The following is a 17,483-nucleotide window of genomic DNA, read 5'->3' on the forward strand; positions in this document are numbered from 1 at the left end:
AGCCGCCGCGGCCCGAAAAAAGAAGGAGACAAACCCGCCCTTGACCCCAGCATGAACCGAAATCCATAATTAGAGGTGGCTCACTTCTCGGCGAAAAAACCGGCTCACTTCTGGGTGAAAATCAACAGTCCAGAACCAAGCGCACTGCACGCTCGCGCACTTCGGGAGAAAACTTGTTCGTGGTCTTGCTCATGATGCTCCATCCTACTCAGAAGTTGGAGCCTCCGGCAAACCCGGCGCGGTTCATCCCTGCGGGCGAACCCGCTCGACATCCGCGAGCAATACGAGAAGCAGCTGAAGGATCACCGTCTTTGGCGATGCCTGGATGATCAGGGCCTTGCTCCACCTTCCCCCACCGCTGCTACATCTTGGAAACCGGAAAAAATACCTTGCGCTTCAACGCAAGTTCAGCCGTAGAATCCAAAAAATTAATAATTTAAACAATGTCTTGACCACAATGGCACGCAAAATCCATAGTCACAGGTGGCTCACTTCCCGATGGAAAATCCGCCTCAGCAAGCGACGGTCATCGACCCGCAGCTTGCCATGGCTCTTGGGAAAGAAGGGCCGTAGCCGTTCTATCTGGGCTCCAGTTAGCCAGTATAGATTGCTCATTGATCAAGTCTCCTGACGAAGCCTGAGGCACGACCGCGCCGGAGGATCAATGGATCCTGACTCTAGCGACGGATGGCGGCGCGTCCAGGGTCTGCAAAATACCTGTTGCCAGACTGCCGTGTTCGGATAGGCTCAGGAAAGGTCCGGCTTGGTTCTTATTTTCAACCCGATGGTGCGACGTGACCGCATTTCAGATACATTCGACACCTGCGAACTTTCAGAATCGCCCTCTCGCTGTGGTTCCCACATCGACGGGGGGCTTCGTGGCGCTGGCAGAGACAATTGATGTTCGGACAATCGACGAATTCTCGACCGAAGAGCGGTTCCGCTATGTCTTGACCGTCTTCGAGGATGCGGGGCCGGATCAGCCAGAGCAGCTGGGCGGCGACCAATTCGTCTTTTCGCTTGCCGACGGTCTGACCGTCTTTCCGCCAACAGTCATTCCATTGCGGAATGGTGAGTTTGCCGCTTACCAGTCCACGTTTCCCGACCTCGATCCAGACGGCGCGGCACCGACAGTCGAAATCCGCCTGTTCGATGAACTGGGCATCGAGGAGGACCAGATCACCCAGCTGAGCGCCTCTGCGCTCGCAGGCAACCTGATTGATCTGGGTGTGCTGCCGGGCGATGTGAATTACGCCGTCTTTGATCCGTTCCGGGCAACACTTCGTCGCGTCGATCCGTTGACAGGGGCAATCGGGCGACTGTCGGAGGCCATCGACCTCTCACAGATCGGGTCCGTTCTCCCGCTGGACGACGGCACGCTGATCCAGGCGCTTTCCGGTGATTTCCTTGCCCAGGGCGCGACGCTGGACGTCGGAGTCGTCGGCCCGGCAGGGGATGTTCCATCCTTTGCCTTCCCGGAGCTTCCGGTGTCGCTCGGGCGCGGCCAGTTCGACCTGATTGCGGCAGGAAATCTTCTTGTCCTGCAATCGGTTGACATCGCCGATCGGGGCGTGTCGCGGCCGGAATTCACCATCGTGCGCCCGGACGATGCACGAGATCCCGTCACCGTGGAGCTTGCGCAGCCCAACACGACGACAGCGGTCGCCACGACGGAAGTCAAGGGCATCGGCTTCGCGACGTTCATTGTCTACGCCGATCTGTCGGGTGGCGTGACAATCAGCACGGACGCGGAAATCGTCCTCATGGACTTTGACGGCGACATCCTTGCACGCCGGACGGTCGCCGATGCCGTGGGAGCAAACTTCTTCAGCGTCTTCGACACGATCGGCCTTCTGGACCTCGCGCGCCCGCATGATGACGGTGTGCGGCTGCTGACGAGTTGGACAGACGCGCCGTTTGGGCCTGGCAACAAGACGATGCTCGGAGAGGTGTTCCAGTTCTCGCCACGCATCGATGTAACGGGCACGTTCCGCGACGACGTGCTCCTCGGGCTCGGACGCAATGATCAGATCGCGGGGAGCGGCGGCAATGACCTGCTGCTGGGGGCGGGGGGCGACGATACCCTTCTCGGCGGGGCGGGCGACGACAGGATTGATGGTGACGACGGCGACGACCTGATCCGTGGCGACGTGGGTGAGGATATTCTGCGCGGACTGCGGGGTAACGACGCCATAAGGGGAAACGGCGGCAACGATACAATTTCGGGGCAAGCCGGAAAGGACCAGTTGTTCGGTGACAACGGCGACGACCGCGCCCGGGGGGGAAGCGGAAACGACGACCTGTTTGGCGGCAGCGGAGACGACACGCTTGACGGCGAAAGTGGAAAGGATCGTCTCGGCGGACAGTCCGGCAATGACACGTTGAACGGCGGTCAGGGAAACGACGCGCTTGATGGCGGGGCTGGCCAGGATCATCTTGCCGGCGGTGGTGGCAAAGATGTTCTGCGCGGCGGGGACGGCGATGACATTCTTGATGGTGGCGCCGGTGATGATCGTCTCATCAGCGGCCGTGGTGCGGATGACCTCACCGGCGATGCAGGTGCTGACAGGTTTGTGTTGGTGGCGCTGACCGACAGTTCAAACGAGGCCGGAGTCGATCTGATCACCGACTTCTCGATTGCTGAAGGCGACCGGATCGACCTTTCGGCGATTGACGCAAAGTCCCGGGCTCCGGGTAACAATGCGTTTGTCTTCATCGGGGCGGCCGAGTTTTCCAATCGCCGTGGCGAGCTTCGGATTGACCTCCGCGATACCGCTTCCACGACAATTCTGGGCGACGTAGATGGGGACGGACGCGAGGACCTCAGCCTGACCCTTAGCGGCAATTTTGTCCTGACAGCCTCTGAATTTGTGCTTTGACCATCTGACTCGCCACTGAACTTTCATCCAGCGGCGACCGAAGCCGCTAGCCGTTTCACGCGTTTTGAAGCTTCGCCCGGCGCGCGGAACTTTCATCGCGTGAGGGCGGGGCCGGACGGGTGTTCAGCGCACCGCCTTGATCCCCTCAAGGATCAGTGTCGTCGCCACATCGGCATAATCGTCGCGGCTGATGCGGCCGCCTTCCTTGAACCACATGTAGACCCAGTTCATCATGCCGAACAGCGACATGGTGACCGGCATCAAGAGCGGGCGGTCACTGCTGTCGAGGTCCGGGTTGATCTGGCGCAGCACGGTGGAAAAGCGCTTGACGATACGGCGCTCGACGCCGGTGATCTCGGCCTTCTGTTCGTCCGACAGGGCGGCAGAGGCATTGAGCTGCACCTTGTGCTGGTTGTCGGCACCGCGATAGTTTTCCAGCACGGCCCCCACCAGTTGCCGCAGCCGGTCGGCCGGGGGCAGGGCGGGGTCGTCGGCCTCTTCCGTTGCGGCCTCCAGCCCCTCCAGATGCGTCATGATGATCGCGAAGATCAGCGCATCCTTGCTGGGGTAGTAATGATACAGCAGCGCCTTCGACACCTGCGCATGCGCGGCGATCTGGGACATGGAGGCTTTCTCCATCCCCTGTTCGGCAAAGACGGCGGCGGCATTTTCCAGAATGCCGCGCTGCTTTTCTTCGAAATCTGTCGCTCTGGTCCGAGCCATTCTCTCGCTTTCCTGCCATTCGGCCGAAAAAAGGGGGCAGGGCCCCCGTTTCTGCTTTAGCGGCAAGTCGCGGCCGAGTCACCCCGGCCGCAGAAATTCGCCGTCATTCCTTCGGACGGTTGTCGATCACGCGTTTGGCCTTGCCTTCCGACCGGGCCACCGCATTCGGATCGCGCACCTCGATTTTGGTCGAGACGCCGACGACCGACTTGATGTGATGCGCCAGTTCCTTGGCCGACTTCACGCGGGCGTCCTCGGCCGTCATGTCGGGGGTGCATTCGACGTGCACGGTCATGTTGTCCATCCGGCCCGAGCGGGTCAGTTCGATCTGGAAATGCGGGGCGAGGCCCTTGCACTTCAGGATCTGCTCTTCGATCTGGGTTGGGAAGACGTTGACGCCGCGCAGGATGATCATGTCGTCGCTGCGGCCGGTGATCTTTTCGATCCGGCGCATGGAACGGGCGGTGCCGGGCAGCAGGCGGGTCAGGTCGCGGGTGCGGTAACGCACCATCGGCAGACCTTCCTTGGTCAGCGTGGTGAAGACCAGTTCGCCCATCTCGCCGTCGGGCAGCACCTCTCCCGTCACCGGGTCGATGATTTCCGGGTAGAAATGGTCTTCCCAGATGTGCAGCCCGTCCTTGGTTTCCACGCATTCCTGCGCGACACCCGGACCCATGACCTCGGACAGGCCGTAGATGTCCACTGCGTGCATGTCAAAAGCCTGCTCGATTTCCTCGCGCATGGCATTGGTCCACGGTTCGGCGCCGAAGATGCCGACCTTCAGCGAGGATTCGCGGGGGTCGAGGCCCTGACGGCGGAACTCATCAAGGATCGACAGCATGTAGCTCGGCGTCACCATGATGATGCGCGGCTTGAAGTCGTGGATCAGCGTGACCTGCCGTTCCGTCATCCCGCCGGAAATCGGCACCACGGTGCAGCCCAGCCGTTCCGCGCCGTAATGCGCGCCCAGACCGCCGGTGAACAACCCGTAGCCATAGGCGTTGTGCAGGATGTCACCCGGACGCCCGCCCGCCGCGCGGATGGACCGCGCGATGAGGTTCGCCCAATGGTCGATGTCGGCCGCCGTGTAGCCCACCACGGTCGGCTTGCCGGTGGTGCCGGACGAACCATGGATGCGCACCAGTTTCGTCTGCGGCACGGCAAACATGCCGAAGGGATAGGTGTCGCGTAGATCCTGCTTGGTGGTGAAGGGGAACTTCGCCAAGTCCTTCAGCGACTTCAGCTCCTCGGGGTGGACGTCATGTTCAATGAAGCGGTTGCGGTAGAAGGGCGAGTTTTCATAGGCGTGCTTCAGCGACCGCTTCATGCGGTGGAATTGCAGCGCCTCGATTTCATCGCGCGAGGCGTATTCGATCGGGTCCAGATCCTGCTTGCGCGGCGTCAGGTCTTCCATGGTGTCCTCCCTTGGAAATGCGGGTCCGGTCAGGCTTCGACCGGCAGATGGCTGCCCTTCACGACACGCGAATGACCGCGGAATTCCGCGATATGCTGGCCGTGCTGGTTGGTGATGCGGATGTCATAGATGCCCGACCGGCCCTGACGTGACAGCTCGGTCGCCGTGGCGACAAGGCGGTCGCCGATGCGGGCGGGGGCGATATAGGTGATCGAGCAGTGCTGGCCGACCACCACCTGATTGTGGCTGTTGCAGGCGAAGGCAAAGGCGCTGTCGCCCAGCGTGAAGATGAAGCCGCCGTGGCAATTGCCGTGGCCGTTCGACATGGCATCGGTCACGGTCATCGCCAGCCGCGCCTCGCCGGGGGCGATGTGTTCCAATTCCATCCCAAGCCGCTGCGAGGTGCTGTCGTTGTTCCACATCGCATCGGCGCAGGCGCGCGCGATTTCCTGCGCGGTCATTTCGGCCATGTCCTTCATTCCCCCTTGAACTCCGGCTTGCGCTTTTCGAGGAAGGCGGTCACGCCCTCGGCATAATCGGCGCTGCGGCCCGCGATTTGCTGGCAATCGCGCTCCATGTCCAGTTGTTCGTCAAGGCTGTTGCTGCCCGCAGCCTGTATCAGCCGCTTGGTCATGCCAAGGCCCAGCGTCGGCCCGGCGGCAAGCGATTGCGCCAGTGCGGTCGCCTCGGCGAGCAGATCGGCGTCCTCCACCGCTTTCCAGATCAGGCCCCAGTCGGCGGCCTTTTCCGCCATCAGCGGTTCCGCCGTCAGCGCCAGCGCCTTCGCACGCGCCTCGCCCAGAAGGCGGGTCAGGCTCCATGTGCCGCCGGCATCTGGGACGAGGCCGATCCTGGCAAAAGCCTGGATGAATTTAGCGGATTTCGCCGCCAGCACGATGTCGCAGGCGAAGGCGATATTGGCGCCAGCCCCGGCGGCGACGCCGTTCACCGCGCAGACCACCGGCTTTTCAAGGCTGCGGATCAGGCGCAGATTCGGGTTGTAGAAAGTGTCCAGCGTATAGCCCAGATCGGGGGCGGGGCCGCCCTTGCGCGGATCGCGGTTGCCCAGATCCTGCCCGGCGCAGAAACCGCGCCCGGCGCCGGTCAGCAGAACGGCCCGGACGTCCGCATCGTCATGCGCCCGCTGGAAACCCGCGCGCAGCGCAAGGTGCATCTCTTCGTTGAACGAGTTCAGCTTGTCGGGGCGGTTCAGCGTCAGCGTCAGCACGCCGTCGGCCAGTGTGGCCAGAACGGTATCGGATTGGGTCATCGCTCTCTCCCTTGCCCCGAAATCGTGGGGCCCTCGAAAATTCATGTTGCATAAACCGACCGGCCGGTCAATGATAAAGCGCAGCCTGGGAGGAGGATGCCATGACCGCCCTGTTCGATCGCCACCGCGAGATGCTGGACGATGCCGTGAAGGCCGTCCAGAGCCGTGCCTTCTGGACCCCGTTCCCCGAGGTGCCCAGCGGTAAAATCTATGGGGAATCCGCAAAATCCGACGGTGAAGCCGCCTATGTGGCGTTGCTGGGGCAGCCCTTCGCGCTGCCCGGTCATCCCGAATCGCGTCGGGCCGGGGCTGAGGTTTCGCCCTTTGGTGGCGCCTTGGGAATCACCTATCCGGCGGCGGATGTGCCTGCGCTGATCGCTGCCGCCGAAGCTGCCGCCCCGGCGCTGGCTGAGGCGGGGCCGGAGGCGCGGGTGGGCGTCTGTCTGGAAATCCTGACCCGGCTGAACCGCATCAGCTTTGTTCTGGGCAATGCCACGATGCACACCACCGGGCAGGCTTTCGCCATGGCGTTTCAGGCCGGCGGCCCCCATGCGCAGGATCGCGGGCTGGAGGCGGTCGCTGTCGCCTGGGCCGAGATGACGCGCTTTGCCCGTGACGCGATCTGGGAAAAACCGCAGGGCAAGGCCGCGCCCTTGGTGCTGGAAAAGCACTGGACGCTGGTGCCGCGCGGGCTGGCGCTGACCATCGGCTGTAATACCTTTCCGACGTGGAATTCCTATCCCGGCATCTTCGCCAGCCTCGCCACCGGCAATCCGGTGATCGTGAAGCCGCATCCCGGCGCCATCCTGCCGCTGGCGCTGACCGTGCGGGTGGCGCGCGAGGTGCTGGCCGAGGCCGGTCTGCCTGCCGACGCCGTGCTTCTTGCGGTGGACGAGCCGGGGGCCGAGGTCACGAAGGCATTGGCCAGCGATCCGACGATCCGGCTGATCGACTACACCGGCTCCGCCACTTTCGGCGGCTGGCTGCGCGAACACGCCCGACAGGCGCAACTGTTCACCGAGGAAACCGGGGTTAACAGCATCACCCTTGCCGCGACGGATGATTTCGCGGGCATGTGCGCCAACCTCGCCTTCTCGCTGGCGCTGTATTCGGGGCAGATGTGCACCGCGCCGCAGAACATCTACATCCCCAAGGGCGGCATCAACACCGACGAGGGGCACAAAAGCTTTGACGCGGTGGCAGTGGCGCTGGCCGGGGCCATTGACGATCTGTTGGCCGATCCGGCCCGCGCGGCGGGTGTTTCTGGCGCGCTGGCCAATCCGGCCACTGCCGCCCGGCTGGAAGCGGTGCGTGGGCAGGGCAGGGTGGTGCGCGACAGCACAGGCGAAGGCCTCCTGCGCTCGCCCCTGCTGCTGGCGGTTGAAGGCGACAAGCCCGGCCCGCAGGACGGCGAATGCTTCGGCCCCGTTGCCTTCCTGATCGCGGTCGCGGATACCGATGCGGGCATCACGGCGGCGGCGGAGATCGCCCGCCGCAAGGGCGCCATCACAGCCGCGCTTTACGACACCGACGAGCCGCGCATCGCCCGTGCGATCCGGGCTTTCGCAGGCGCGGGTGTCAACCTGTCGATCAACCTGACCGGCAATATCTTCGTCAACCAGTCCGCTGCTTTCAGTGACTTCCATGTCACCGGCGGCAATCCGGCCGGCAATGCCAGCCTGACCGACACCGCCTTTGTCGCCAGCCGCTTCACCCGCGTGATGTGGCGCCGCCCCCTGCGGCAGGCGACCTGACCGTTTTCTCGTTTCTTTGGGAGGAGGAACCCCATGAACAGACTGACCACCACCGCAATCGCCACCCTGATGGCGCTGGGCCTTGCTCCGGCGGCGCAGGCCGAAATCAAGATCGGCGCCACGCTGTCCGCTACAGGCCCGGCCTCTTTCCTGGGCGATCCGGAAGCCAAGACTCTGGAAATGCTCGTCGAGGAAGTGAATGCCGCAGGCGGCATCAATGGCGAGATGCTGGAACTGGTGATGTATGACGACGGCGGCGACCCGAACAAGGCGCGTACCTTCGCCACCCGCCTGGTCGAGGATGACGAGGTCGTGGCCATCATCGGCGGCACCACCACCGGCGCCACCATGTCGATCATCCCGGTGGCGGAAGATGCGGAAATCCCCTTCATCTCGCTGGCAGGTGCGGTGGACATCATCGACCCGGTGAAAGCCTGGGTGTTCAAGACCCCGCATACCGACCGCATGGCCTGCCAGAAAATCTTTGAGGACATGCAGAAGCGCGGCGTGACCAAGATCGGCATGATCTCGGGCACCGACGGCTTCGGCGCCTCGATGCAGGCACAGTGCAAGGGCGTGGTGGCGGATTACGGCATCGAGATCGTGGCGGATGAAACCTACGATCCCAAAGACGCCGACATGACGCCACAACTGACCAACATCAAGAACACCGCTGGCATTCAGGCCGTGCTGAACCCCGGCTTCGGTCAGGGCCCGTCCATCGTGACGCGCAACTACAAGCAGCTTGCCGTCGGCCTGCCGCTGTATCAGTCGCATGGTGTGGCCTCGAAAGGCTTCATCGACCTCGCGGGCGTGGAAGCGGCTGAAGGCGTGCGCCTGCCTGCCGCCGCACTTCTGGTGGCCGACATCCTGCCCGACAGCGACCCGCAGAAAGCGGTCGTGACCGCCTATCGCGACGGGTTCGAGAAGAAGACCGGCACCCCGGTTTCGACCTTCGGCGGCCACGCCTATGACGCGTTCATGATCCTGAAAGGCGCGCTGGAAAAGGCGGGGGCCGAGCCTGCCGCGATCCGTGACGCCATCGAAGGCACCACCGGCTATGTCGGCACCGGCGGTATCGTCAACATGACGGCCGAGGATCACCTCGGGCTGGACCTGACCGCGTTCAAGATGCTGGAAATCAAGAACGGCGACTGGACCATAGTGGAGTGATCCAGCGTCGGGCATTCCTCGACTGACTTTCATTGACGGGACGGGGCGGTCTTTGGCCGCCCCGCGATCCCTGCCAGCCAGAGAGCCTCCTGCATGTCGGAACTTTTGCAATTCCTCTTTTCCGGGGTGACGGTCGGCGCGGTCTATGCGCTTGTCGCGCTGGGCTTCACGATCATCTACAACGCCTCGGATGTCGTTAACTTCGCCCAGGGCGAGTTTGTCATGCTGGGTGGCATGGCCACTGTCTTTGCCCATGCCGCAGGGCTGCCGCTTCCGCTGGCGGCGCTGGCCGCCATCATAGGCACCGCCGCCGTGGGTGTGGCGCTGAACCGGCTGGCCATCGAACCCGCGCGCGGTGCGCCGGTCGTGTCGCTGATCATCATCACCATCGGGGCCTCGATCTTCATTCGCGGCGCGGCGCAACTGGTGTTCGACAAGCAGATCCATACTTTCCCGGCCTTTTCGGGTGACGATCCCATCCGCATCCTCGGCGCGACGATCCTGCCACAGAGCCTGTGGGTCATCGCAGGTGCTGTGCTGGTTTTCGTGGCGCTCTGGCTGTTCTTCACCCGGACGCTTCTGGGGCGGGCGGTGCTGGCGACCTCGAACAACCGGCTGGCGGCGCAACTGGTGGGCATCAACACCAATTTCGTGATGACGCTTTCCTTCGCGCTGTCGGCGGGCATCGGGGCCTTGGCCGGTGTGCTGGTCACCCCGATCACGCTGACCTCGTATGACGTCGGCCTGACGCTGGCCCTGAAGGGCTTTGCCGCCGCCATGCTGGGCGGCATGGGCAACCCCAAGGGCGCGCTGGCGGGCGGGCTGCTGCTGGGCCTCCTGGAGGCGATGACGGCGGGTTACCTGAGTTCGCAATACAAGGATGCGGCGGCTTTCGTCGTCATCCTCGCGGTGCTGTTCCTGATGCCGCAGGGCCTGTTCGGCCGCAAATCCACGGATCGGGTGTGACGCCATGAAACTGACCCCGAAAACCGCAACCCTTCTGGTGCTGGCCGCGCTTGTGGCGATCACCCCGTTCTTCTTCCCTTCAGGCTATTACTACCGCGTGGGCGCCCTGATCTTCGTCAATGGCCTTGCCGTGACCGGCATCGTGATCCTGACCGGCTATGCCGGGCAGGTGAGCCTTGGCCACGCCGGGTTCGCCGGGATCGGCGGCTATGCCTGTGCGCTGGCGCCGGTGCATCTGGGCCTGCCGCCCGTTCTGGCCGTGGTGCTGGGGGCCGCGATCTCTGCCGCGCTGGCCTGGCTGGTCGGGCGCCCGATCCTGCGGCTGAAAGGCTATTACCTTGGCGTTGCCTCGCTGGGCATGGGCATCCTGATTTCCATGGTGCTGAACAACGAACGCTGGCTGACGCGCGGCCCTGACGGGATCGACGTGCCCGACCTCGGCCTGCGCGGCGTGCTGAAAGACTGGGGCCTGAACCTGTCGAATGGCGAGTTCTGGTATTTCTTCAGCGGCATCGTGATGATCCTCGGCGCATGGGCCGCGCTGAACCTGCATCAAAGCCCGACCGGCCGCGCCCTGCGCGCGCTGCACGGGTCTGAAATCGCAGCCCGCACCGTGGGCGTCGATGTCAGCCGCCTGAAGCTTCAGGCCTTCGTCATCTCGGCGGTCTATGCCTCCGTTTCCGGCTCGCTGCTGGCCCTGCAAAACAAGTTCATCACCCCCGATGTCGCGGGCTTCATGCACTCGATCGAAATGGTGACCATGGCGGTTCTGGGCGGTGCGGGTTCGGTGCTGGGCGCGATCTTCGGCGCGGGCATCCTGACGCTACTGCCGCAGGTTCTGACCGTCTTTGCCGAATACGAACAGATGGTGCTGGGTCTGGTGATGATGCTGGTGATGATCTTCCTGCGGGAGGGGCTTCTGCCCTCAATCCTGCGCAAGCTGCGGGGGACCGGGGAATGAGCCTTCTCGACATCAAGGGCCTTGGCATTACCTTCGGCGGCCTGCGCGCGGTGAACGAGGTCAGCTTTTCGGTCAGTCCCGGTGAAATCGTCTCGGTCATCGGGCCGAACGGGGCGGGGAAGACCACGCTGTTCAACATGATTTCGGGCATCTATCTGCCCGGCGCGGGGCAGGTGGTGCTGAACGGCGAGGATGTGACGGGCATGCGCCCCGACCTTCTGGCCCGGCGCGGCATGAGCCGGACCTTCCAGAACCTGCAAATCTTTCAAAGCATGACGGTGCTGGAAAATGCGATTTCCGGCTATCATCTGCAGGAACGCGGGCCGGTGCTGGCCGATCTTCTGGGCCTGCCTTCGTCGCGGCGGCGCTCGAAGGCGGCCGAGGAAGGCGCGCGCGCTTTGCTGGCGCGGGTGGGGCTGGAACGCGCCGCCGAACGCGAGGCGGGGAACCTGTCTTACGGCGCGCTGAAACGGCTGGAGATTGCGCGCGCGCTGGCGCTGAACCCCAAGGTTCTGTTGCTGGACGAACCCGCCGCCGGCTGCAACGCCGTGGAAACCGAGGAAATCGACCACCTGATCGCCGAGGTCGCCAAATCCGGCGTGGCGATCCTGCTGGTGGAGCATGACATGAAGATGGTCATGCGGATTTCCAGTCACATCGTGGTGCTGGACCATGGCGAGAAGATCGCCGAGGGCGACCCGGCCACGGTCAGCCGCGACCCGGCGGTGATCGCGGCCTATCTGGGAACGGAGGCCGAGAATGCTGACGGTTGAGGGGCTGCGCTCGCGCTATGGGCGCATCGAGGTGCTGCATGGCATCGACCTGCATGTGGACAGCGGCGAGATCGTCACCGTGGTCGGCGCCAATGGCGCGGGCAAGACGACGCTTCTGCGCTGTCTGTCCGGCGTGCAGCCGGTCACGGGCGGCAGCATCACCTTCCGGGGTGAAGCACTGACCCCGGTGCCCGCCTACAAGCGGCTGAAACGCGGTCTCGCGCAATCGCCCGAGGGGCGGCAGATCTTCACCAACCTGACGGTCGAGGAAAACCTGCGGCTTGGCGCCTTCCTGTTCTCGGATGACCGGGTGGAAAAGGACATGGAAGATGCCTTCCAGATGTTCCCGATCCTGAAGGAAAAGCGCAATCTGGCGGCGGGTGGCCTGTCGGGTGGCCAGCAGCAGATGCTTGCCATGGCGCGGGCGCTGATGGGGCGGCCGTCCTGCCTGCTTCTGGACGAGCCGTCGATGGGTCTGGCGCCCATTGTCGTGCAGCAGATCTTCGACGTGGTGAAGGGTCTGAAGGCGCTGAACGTCACCGTCCTTCTGGTCGAACAGAATGCCTTCGGTGCCTTGAAGATTGCGGATCGGGGCTATGTGATGGAAACAGGGCATATCACCATGAGCGGGACGGCGGCCGAGCTGATCGCCGATCCGCGCATCCGCGAAGCCTATCTGGGGATCTGAGATGAGCGTTGTAAGCATCGAACGCGAGGGCGAAGTCGCCGTCGTCACCGTGGACAACCCGCCGGTCAACGCGCTGGGACAGGCGCTGCGGCAAGGGCTGTGGGATGCGGTGGCCACGCTGGACGCTGATCCGGATGTGCGGGCGGTGGTGCTGATCTGCGCGGGCCGCACCTTCATCGCCGGGGCCGATGTGCGCGAATTCGGCAAGCCGCCGGTCGAGCCGCATCTGCCCGATGTGGTCAACCGGATCGAGGGCGCGGTGAAACCCTGGGTCGCCGCCATTCATGGCAGCGCGCTGGGCGGCGGGTTCGAGGTGGCTTTGGGCTGTCGCTTCCGGGTGGCGCTGGATGGTGCCTCGGTCGGTCTGCCCGAAGTGGGTCTGGGCATCGTGCCCGGCGCCTCGGGCACGGTGCGCACGCCCCGCGTGGCGGGGGCTGCGGCCGCGGTGGATCTGGTGACGACCGGCAAGCCGGTGAAGGCTGCGAAGGCGCAGGCCATGGGTCTGGTCGATGCGGTTATGACCGGCGATCTGCGGGCCGGCGCGGTGGCCTTCGCCCGTGCCGCGCTGGGGGCACCGTTGCCGCTGCCCGCGTCAGAACGCCCTGTCGCCGATCCGGGGGCCGACTTCTGGGCCGAACAGCAGACGGCAGTGGCCAAGCGGGCGAAGGGCGAGGCCGCCCCGTTGCGCGCGCTCGCTTGTGTGCAAAAGGCGGTTCAGGCGCCCTTTGCCGAAGCGCTGGCCTTTGAACGCGCGACCTTTCTTGACCTGCGCGGCTCCGATCAGGCTGCCGCGCTGCGCCATGTGTTCTTCGCTGAACGTGCCGCCCCGCGCCCGGCGCATCTGGGGGATGCCAAACTCTTGGCCCTGCGCACTGCCGGGGTGATCGGCGGCGGCACCATGGGCGCGGGTATCGCCGCAGCACTGCGCGATGCGGGTCTGCCGGTCGTATTGATCGAACGCGATGCCGAGGCGCTGGCACGGGGGCTCGCCAACCTGCAAGCCATCTTCGACGGCGGGGTGAAGCGCGGCAAGCTGACCCCCGAACAGGCGGCGGCGCGTATGGCGGGCGTCAGCGGCTCCACCGATTACGCGGCTCTGGCCGACACCGATCTGGTGATCGAGGCGGTATTCGAGGAAATCGGGGTGAAACGCGCCGTCTTTGCCGAACTCGCCCGCCATTGCCGGGCAGATGCGGTGCTGGCCACCAATACCTCTTACCTCGATCCGCGCGCCATTGCCGAGGGGCTTGCGAACCCCGGTCGCTTCATCGGGCTGCATTTCTTCAGCCCGGCCAATGTGATGAAGTTGCTGGAAATCGTGCCGACACCCGAGACCGCGCCGGAAACGCTGGCCACCGGCTTCGCGCTGGCGCGCGCGCTGGGCAAGATCCCGGTGCAGGCCGGGATTTGCGAGGGCTTCATCGGCAACCGCATCCTGAAACGCTATCGTGCTGCCGCCGAAGCGCTGGTGCGGCAAGGCGTGGCGATTGCCGAGGTTGACGCCGCCATGCGCGGCTTCGGCTTTGCCATGGGGCCGTTCGAGGCGCAGGATCTGGGCGGGCTAGACATTGCCTTCCTGCAACGCGAGGGCGCGCGGGCGGCAGGGCAGGAGGTGCCGGAAACGCTGGGCGACCTGCTGGTGCGGGCTGGTCGCAAGGGCCAGAAAACCGGCGGCGGCTGGTATGACTATGCGCCGGGTGACCGCAAGCCGCAGGCATCGGCCAGAGTGGCCGAGGTGCTGGCCGCCGTCATCACCGCCGGACCGGCGCTGGACCGTGCGGCCATTGCCGAACGGCTTGTCGGCGAAATGGCCGCTGAGGGGGAGGCGATCCTTGCGGAAGGCATCGCGCTCAGCCCGTCCGACATCGACCTTGTGGAAATCCATGGCTACGGCTTTCCGCGCTGGCGTGGCGGGCCGATGCATTACACCGCCCGCAAGGGGTGAACCGTTCAGGCGCGGGGCACTGCATCGCCGTGCAGTGCCTCGTGCAGACGCAGGGCAAGATCGCGGCGCCGATAGGGCTTTGACAACAGACGCATCCCCGCGGCGAAATTACCCCGCCGCAGGATCGCGGTTTCCGAATAGCCCGAGGTGAACAGCACCCGCAGCGACGGAAATTCTGCCAGCGCATGTTCTGCAAGCATTAGCCCATTCATCTCGCCTGGCATGACCACATCTGTAAACAGCAGCCGCACATCCCTCGCCTCGCGGATCGTCCCCAGCGCCGCAGCCCCGTCCGCGACGGCTGTAACGCGGTAGCCAAGGCTTTCGACCAGCCGCGCCACATGCGGGCGCAGGGCCGGGTCGTCCTCGGCCACCACCACATGCTCTCCCGCACCCGTGGGCAAGGGACCATCTTCGGTGATCACAGCCAGTGCCGCCCCGCTGCCCTGTCGGCTGCGGGGCAGGTAAAGCCGGACCGTGGTTCCCTGTCCCGGTTCGCTGTAAAGCGTGACATGCCCCCCCGACTGGCTGACGAAGCCATGCACCATCGACAGGCCGAGGCCCGAGCCGCGCCCGACCGGCTTGGTGGTGAAGAACGGGTCGAAGGCGCGAGCGGTCACCTCGGCCGCCATGCCGGTGCCGCTATCGGTGATGGACAGTCGCAGAAACTCGCCCGGCCGGGCATCGGGGTTGGCGGCGGCATAGCTGCCGTCCAGAATGCAATTTTCGGCCTCGATCAGCAGATCGCCCCCTTCGGGCATCGCGTCCCCTGCATTGACCACAAGGTTCAGAAGCGCCGTCTGCAACTGCGCAGGATCGGCCTCGACGGGCCAAAGGTCATCAGGCGCGTGAATGGCAAGGCGGATATAGGCGGGCAGGGTGCGGCCCAGCATGCCGCGCAATTCGGTCAGGACGGCGGCACTGTCCAGCGCACGCGGCGCCAGTGGCTGACGGCGGGCAAAGGACAAAAGGCTGCGCACCAGTTCAGCCCCGCGTTCGGCGGCCTGCACCACCTGCGCCGCGGGTCGCCGCGCGGTCTCTCCGGCAGAGCCATCTGCCAGCAGTTCGGCATTGCCCAGGATCACGGACAGCAGGTTGTTGAAATCATGCGCGACACCGCCCGTCAGTTTGCCCAGAGCCTCCAGCCGTTGCGACTGTTGCAGCTTGGCGGCCAGTTCCACCTCGTCGGTGATGTCTTCTATCGCGCCGACGATGCGGAATGCCTCGCCTTCGTCGTCGCGCAGGGCCAGCGCCCGGTCGCGCACATGGGCATAGCTGCCATCGGCGCGGCGCAGGCGATATTCCGCGCGCCAGTCCTCGCGCCGCCCTGCGATGAAGGTGCGGAACCGCCGCTGCACCTGTCCTGCATCCTCGGGATGAAGCGATTGCGTCCAGATGCCGGGCGAGGGTTGCTCGCCAGCCCATGCCGCGCCGAAGATCGCCACTGCGCCCTCGCTGTAAAGCACATTGCCCGCGCGCAGGTCGATTTCATAGACCACATCCGAGGCAAGCCGCAGCACCGCGCGCAGACGTTCCTCTTCTTCCCGCAGGCGGGTCACATCGACGATGGAGCCGATGAGCCTGTGCAACCGTCCGTCCGGGTGGCGCTGTGCCAGCGCGCGGTCGATCACATGGGCGACCGAACCGTCCCCGCGGATCACCCGATAGGTATATTCCCAACGGTCCTCCCCGCGCGTGATGGCAGTATCGCGCAGATGCAGGATGCGGGGCAGGTCGTCGGGATGGATCGCCGCGCGCCAACTGCCCGGACCGGAGGCCGGTGCGGTGGGGTCCAGCCCGAAGGTGCGGCTGTAGCTTTCACTGCGCCATGTGCGACCTGTTTCCGGTTCCCATGAATAGATCACATCCTGCGAGGCCTCGGCTGCGAGGCGAAAGCGTTCCTGTCCCTCGCGCAAAGCGGTCATATCGACCATAGATCCCACACTCCGCAAGGCGCGCCCGCTGGCGTCACGCTGGAACCGCGCGCGGTCCAGTACCCAGACATAACTGCCATCGGCGCGGGCGAAGCGGTATTCCTCGGTCCACTGGTCATCGCTTCCTGCACGCGCCGCGTTAAAGCGTTCGCGCAGGCGTGGCGCATCCTCGGGGTGCACCCGCGACATCCACCAGTCTGTCGTTTCGACGCCGGGCACATCCGCATGGCCGTATTGCCGGAACAGCGCGTCGCTCCACCAGATATTGTCTGCGACGAGATCGTGGATGAACAACACGTCGGTCGAGGCCGAGGTAGCAAGCTGAAACCGGGCTTCGACCTCGTGCACCGCGCTCACGTCCATCATCGTGCCGATCATGCGCCGCGCCTGCCCGCCTTCGTCGCGCAGCAAGAAGCCCCGGTCGATCACATGCGCCACCGTGCCATCGGCGCGCAGGAAACGGTAGGCCTCTTGCCATGTGTCCAGATCGCCCGGCACGGGCGACAGCACGGCGGCCGCGATGCGGGGCCTGTCCTCGGGGTGGATGCGGTCAAGCCAGCGCAGGACGGTACCGGGAAATTCGGTCGTATCATAGCCCATCGTGTTCTCGGCGCTGGCGAACCAGTCCAGCCGACCGTTCGACATGTCCCAGTCGAACATCACATGTCCCGACGCGCGCAGGGCAATATCCGCACGGTTTTCATGGCCGCATTGCGCCACGAGGATGGTGCGCTCCTGCCCGTCAAGGTGCAGCGGCAGGCTCCAGCAGGTTACGGCAAGACGGCTGCTGACTGCGGCGATGATTTCGTCTGCGCTGGCATTGGTCAGTGCGGGAAACATCAGCCTTGCGGGCGTATTGGCGCGACCGGGCCCCCCCGGTCGATCCGGCAGAAGCCAGGCGGGTGCCCCGATCTTGGTCAGATACTCTTCTGCGTCCATGGAAATCGTCCACTGCAACCTGTGCGAGTATCTTCTGTTCTTCAGGGAAAGGAAACCGAAGCCT

The 17,483-nt window shown here is 64.6% G+C and carries 13 protein-coding genes and 1 pseudogene; 8 read left to right on the top strand and 6 right to left on the bottom strand.

Features of this window, described 5'->3' with window-relative positions; all coding sequences use genetic code 11:
- Positions 1-504: 504 nt before the first annotated feature.
- Positions 505-615 (bottom strand): annotated as a pseudogene (locus tag D2N39_RS08460) (IS5/IS1182 family transposase); the annotation flags it as partial.
- 263 nt (positions 616-878) lie between these two features.
- On the opposite strand from D2N39_RS08460, the gene D2N39_RS08465 reads away from it, so the two are divergent.
- Complete coding sequence (locus D2N39_RS08465; protein ID WP_147373460.1) at positions 879-2,879, top strand: calcium-binding protein; 2,001 nt, start codon at positions 879-881, stop codon at positions 2,877-2,879.
- A 123-nt stretch (positions 2,880-3,002) separates the two neighbouring features.
- On the opposite strand, the gene D2N39_RS08470 is transcribed toward D2N39_RS08465, so the two are convergent.
- The 4 genes from D2N39_RS08470 to paaG all read right to left on the bottom strand — a co-directional run bounded on the left by D2N39_RS08470 (position 3,003) and on the right by paaG (position 6,286).
- Positions 3,003-3,602 (bottom strand): TetR/AcrR family transcriptional regulator, encoded by a 600-nt coding sequence (locus D2N39_RS08470; RefSeq protein ID WP_119134359.1) that lies wholly within the window; start codon positions 3,600-3,602, stop codon positions 3,003-3,005.
- 103 nt (positions 3,603-3,705) lie between these two features.
- Positions 3,706-5,016 (bottom strand): phenylacetate--CoA ligase PaaK, encoded by a 1,311-nt coding sequence (gene paaK / locus D2N39_RS08475; protein ID WP_119134360.1) that lies wholly within the window; start codon positions 5,014-5,016, stop codon positions 3,706-3,708.
- Between the two features lie 29 nt (positions 5,017-5,045).
- A complete protein-coding gene (gene paaI / locus D2N39_RS08480; RefSeq protein WP_199725229.1) occupies positions 5,046-5,477 on the bottom strand; it encodes a hydroxyphenylacetyl-CoA thioesterase PaaI in 432 nt (143 codons plus the stop codon).
- Between the two features lie 14 nt (positions 5,478-5,491).
- The gene (paaG, locus tag D2N39_RS08485; RefSeq protein ID WP_119134362.1) at positions 5,492-6,286 is read right to left on the bottom strand and encodes a 2-(1,2-epoxy-1,2-dihydrophenyl)acetyl-CoA isomerase PaaG; all 795 of its coding nucleotides are present in this window, start codon (positions 6,284-6,286) and stop codon (positions 5,492-5,494) included.
- Between the two features lie 101 nt (positions 6,287-6,387).
- On the opposite strand from paaG, the gene paaN reads away from it, so the two are divergent.
- From paaN to D2N39_RS08520, 7 genes are all read left to right on the top strand, one after another.
- Positions 6,388-8,040: a phenylacetic acid degradation protein PaaN gene (gene paaN / locus D2N39_RS08490; protein WP_119134363.1), complete on the top strand. Its 1,653-nt coding sequence runs from the start codon at positions 6,388-6,390 to the stop codon at positions 8,038-8,040.
- A gap of 33 nt (positions 8,041-8,073) precedes the next feature.
- Entirely contained in the window at positions 8,074-9,213 is a 1,140-nt protein-coding gene (locus D2N39_RS08495; RefSeq protein WP_119134364.1) for an ABC transporter substrate-binding protein, read from the top strand.
- A 93-nt stretch (positions 9,214-9,306) separates the two neighbouring features.
- On the top strand, positions 9,307-10,179 hold the full coding sequence (locus D2N39_RS08500) for a branched-chain amino acid ABC transporter permease (protein ID WP_119134365.1): 873 nt from the start codon (positions 9,307-9,309) through the stop codon (positions 10,177-10,179).
- 4 nt (positions 10,180-10,183) lie between these two features.
- The gene (locus tag D2N39_RS08505; RefSeq protein ID WP_119134366.1) at positions 10,184-11,140 is read left to right on the top strand and encodes a branched-chain amino acid ABC transporter permease; all 957 of its coding nucleotides are present in this window, start codon (positions 10,184-10,186) and stop codon (positions 11,138-11,140) included.
- Positions 11,137-11,913 (top strand): ABC transporter ATP-binding protein, encoded by a 777-nt coding sequence (locus tag D2N39_RS08510; protein ID WP_119134367.1) that lies wholly within the window; start codon positions 11,137-11,139, stop codon positions 11,911-11,913. The genes D2N39_RS08505 and D2N39_RS08510 overlap by 4 nt, the downstream gene beginning before the upstream one ends.
- Positions 11,900-12,601 (top strand): ABC transporter ATP-binding protein, encoded by a 702-nt coding sequence (locus D2N39_RS08515; RefSeq protein ID WP_119134368.1) that lies wholly within the window; start codon positions 11,900-11,902, stop codon positions 12,599-12,601. The genes D2N39_RS08510 and D2N39_RS08515 overlap by 14 nt, the downstream gene beginning before the upstream one ends.
- A 1-nt stretch (position 12,602) precedes the next feature.
- The gene (locus D2N39_RS08520; protein ID WP_119134369.1) at positions 12,603-14,546 is read left to right on the top strand and encodes a 3-hydroxyacyl-CoA dehydrogenase NAD-binding domain-containing protein; all 1,944 of its coding nucleotides are present in this window, start codon (positions 12,603-12,605) and stop codon (positions 14,544-14,546) included.
- A 5-nt stretch (positions 14,547-14,551) separates the two neighbouring features.
- Here the strand turns inward: D2N39_RS08520 and D2N39_RS08525 are convergent, their stop codons facing one another.
- Positions 14,552-17,419, bottom strand: a complete 2,868-nt coding sequence (locus tag D2N39_RS08525) for a PAS domain-containing hybrid sensor histidine kinase/response regulator (protein WP_119134370.1) — start codon at positions 17,417-17,419, stop codon at positions 14,552-14,554.
- Between the last annotated feature and the right edge of the window lie 64 nt (positions 17,420-17,483).

The sequence above is a fragment of the Gemmobacter lutimaris genome (assembly GCF_003570715.1).
GTDB classification, from domain to species: domain Bacteria; phylum Pseudomonadota; class Alphaproteobacteria; order Rhodobacterales; family Rhodobacteraceae; genus Gemmobacter; species Gemmobacter lutimaris.

What these genes read in the sequence shown, in the direction of transcription:
- D2N39_RS08470 (WP_119134359.1), bottom strand. Translation starts at nt 3,602, where the DNA reads ATGGCTCGGACCAGAGCGACAGATTTCGAAGAAAAGCAGCGCGGCATT.
- paaK (WP_119134360.1), bottom strand. Translation starts at nt 5,016, where the DNA reads ATGGAAGACCTGACGCCGCGCAAGCAGGATCTGGACCCGATCGAATAC.
- paaI (WP_199725229.1), bottom strand. Translation starts at nt 5,477, where the DNA reads ATGACCGCGCAGGAAATCGCGCGCGCCTGCGCCGATGCGATGTGGAAC.
- paaG (WP_119134362.1), bottom strand. Translation starts at nt 6,286, where the DNA reads ATGACCCAATCCGATACCGTTCTGGCCACACTGGCCGACGGCGTGCTG.
- paaN (WP_119134363.1), top strand. Translation starts at nt 6,388, where the DNA reads ATGACCGCCCTGTTCGATCGCCACCGCGAGATGCTGGACGATGCCGTG.
- D2N39_RS08495 (WP_119134364.1), top strand. Translation starts at nt 8,074, where the DNA reads ATGAACAGACTGACCACCACCGCAATCGCCACCCTGATGGCGCTGGGC.
- D2N39_RS08500 (WP_119134365.1), top strand. Translation starts at nt 9,307, where the DNA reads ATGTCGGAACTTTTGCAATTCCTCTTTTCCGGGGTGACGGTCGGCGCG.
- D2N39_RS08505 (WP_119134366.1), top strand. Translation starts at nt 10,184, where the DNA reads ATGAAACTGACCCCGAAAACCGCAACCCTTCTGGTGCTGGCCGCGCTT.
- D2N39_RS08510 (WP_119134367.1), top strand. Translation starts at nt 11,137, where the DNA reads ATGAGCCTTCTCGACATCAAGGGCCTTGGCATTACCTTCGGCGGCCTG.
- D2N39_RS08515 (WP_119134368.1), top strand. Translation starts at nt 11,900, where the DNA reads ATGCTGACGGTTGAGGGGCTGCGCTCGCGCTATGGGCGCATCGAGGTG.
- D2N39_RS08520 (WP_119134369.1), top strand. Translation starts at nt 12,603, where the DNA reads ATGAGCGTTGTAAGCATCGAACGCGAGGGCGAAGTCGCCGTCGTCACC.
- D2N39_RS08525 (WP_119134370.1), bottom strand. Translation starts at nt 17,419, where the DNA reads ATGGACGCAGAAGAGTATCTGACCAAGATCGGGGCACCCGCCTGGCTT.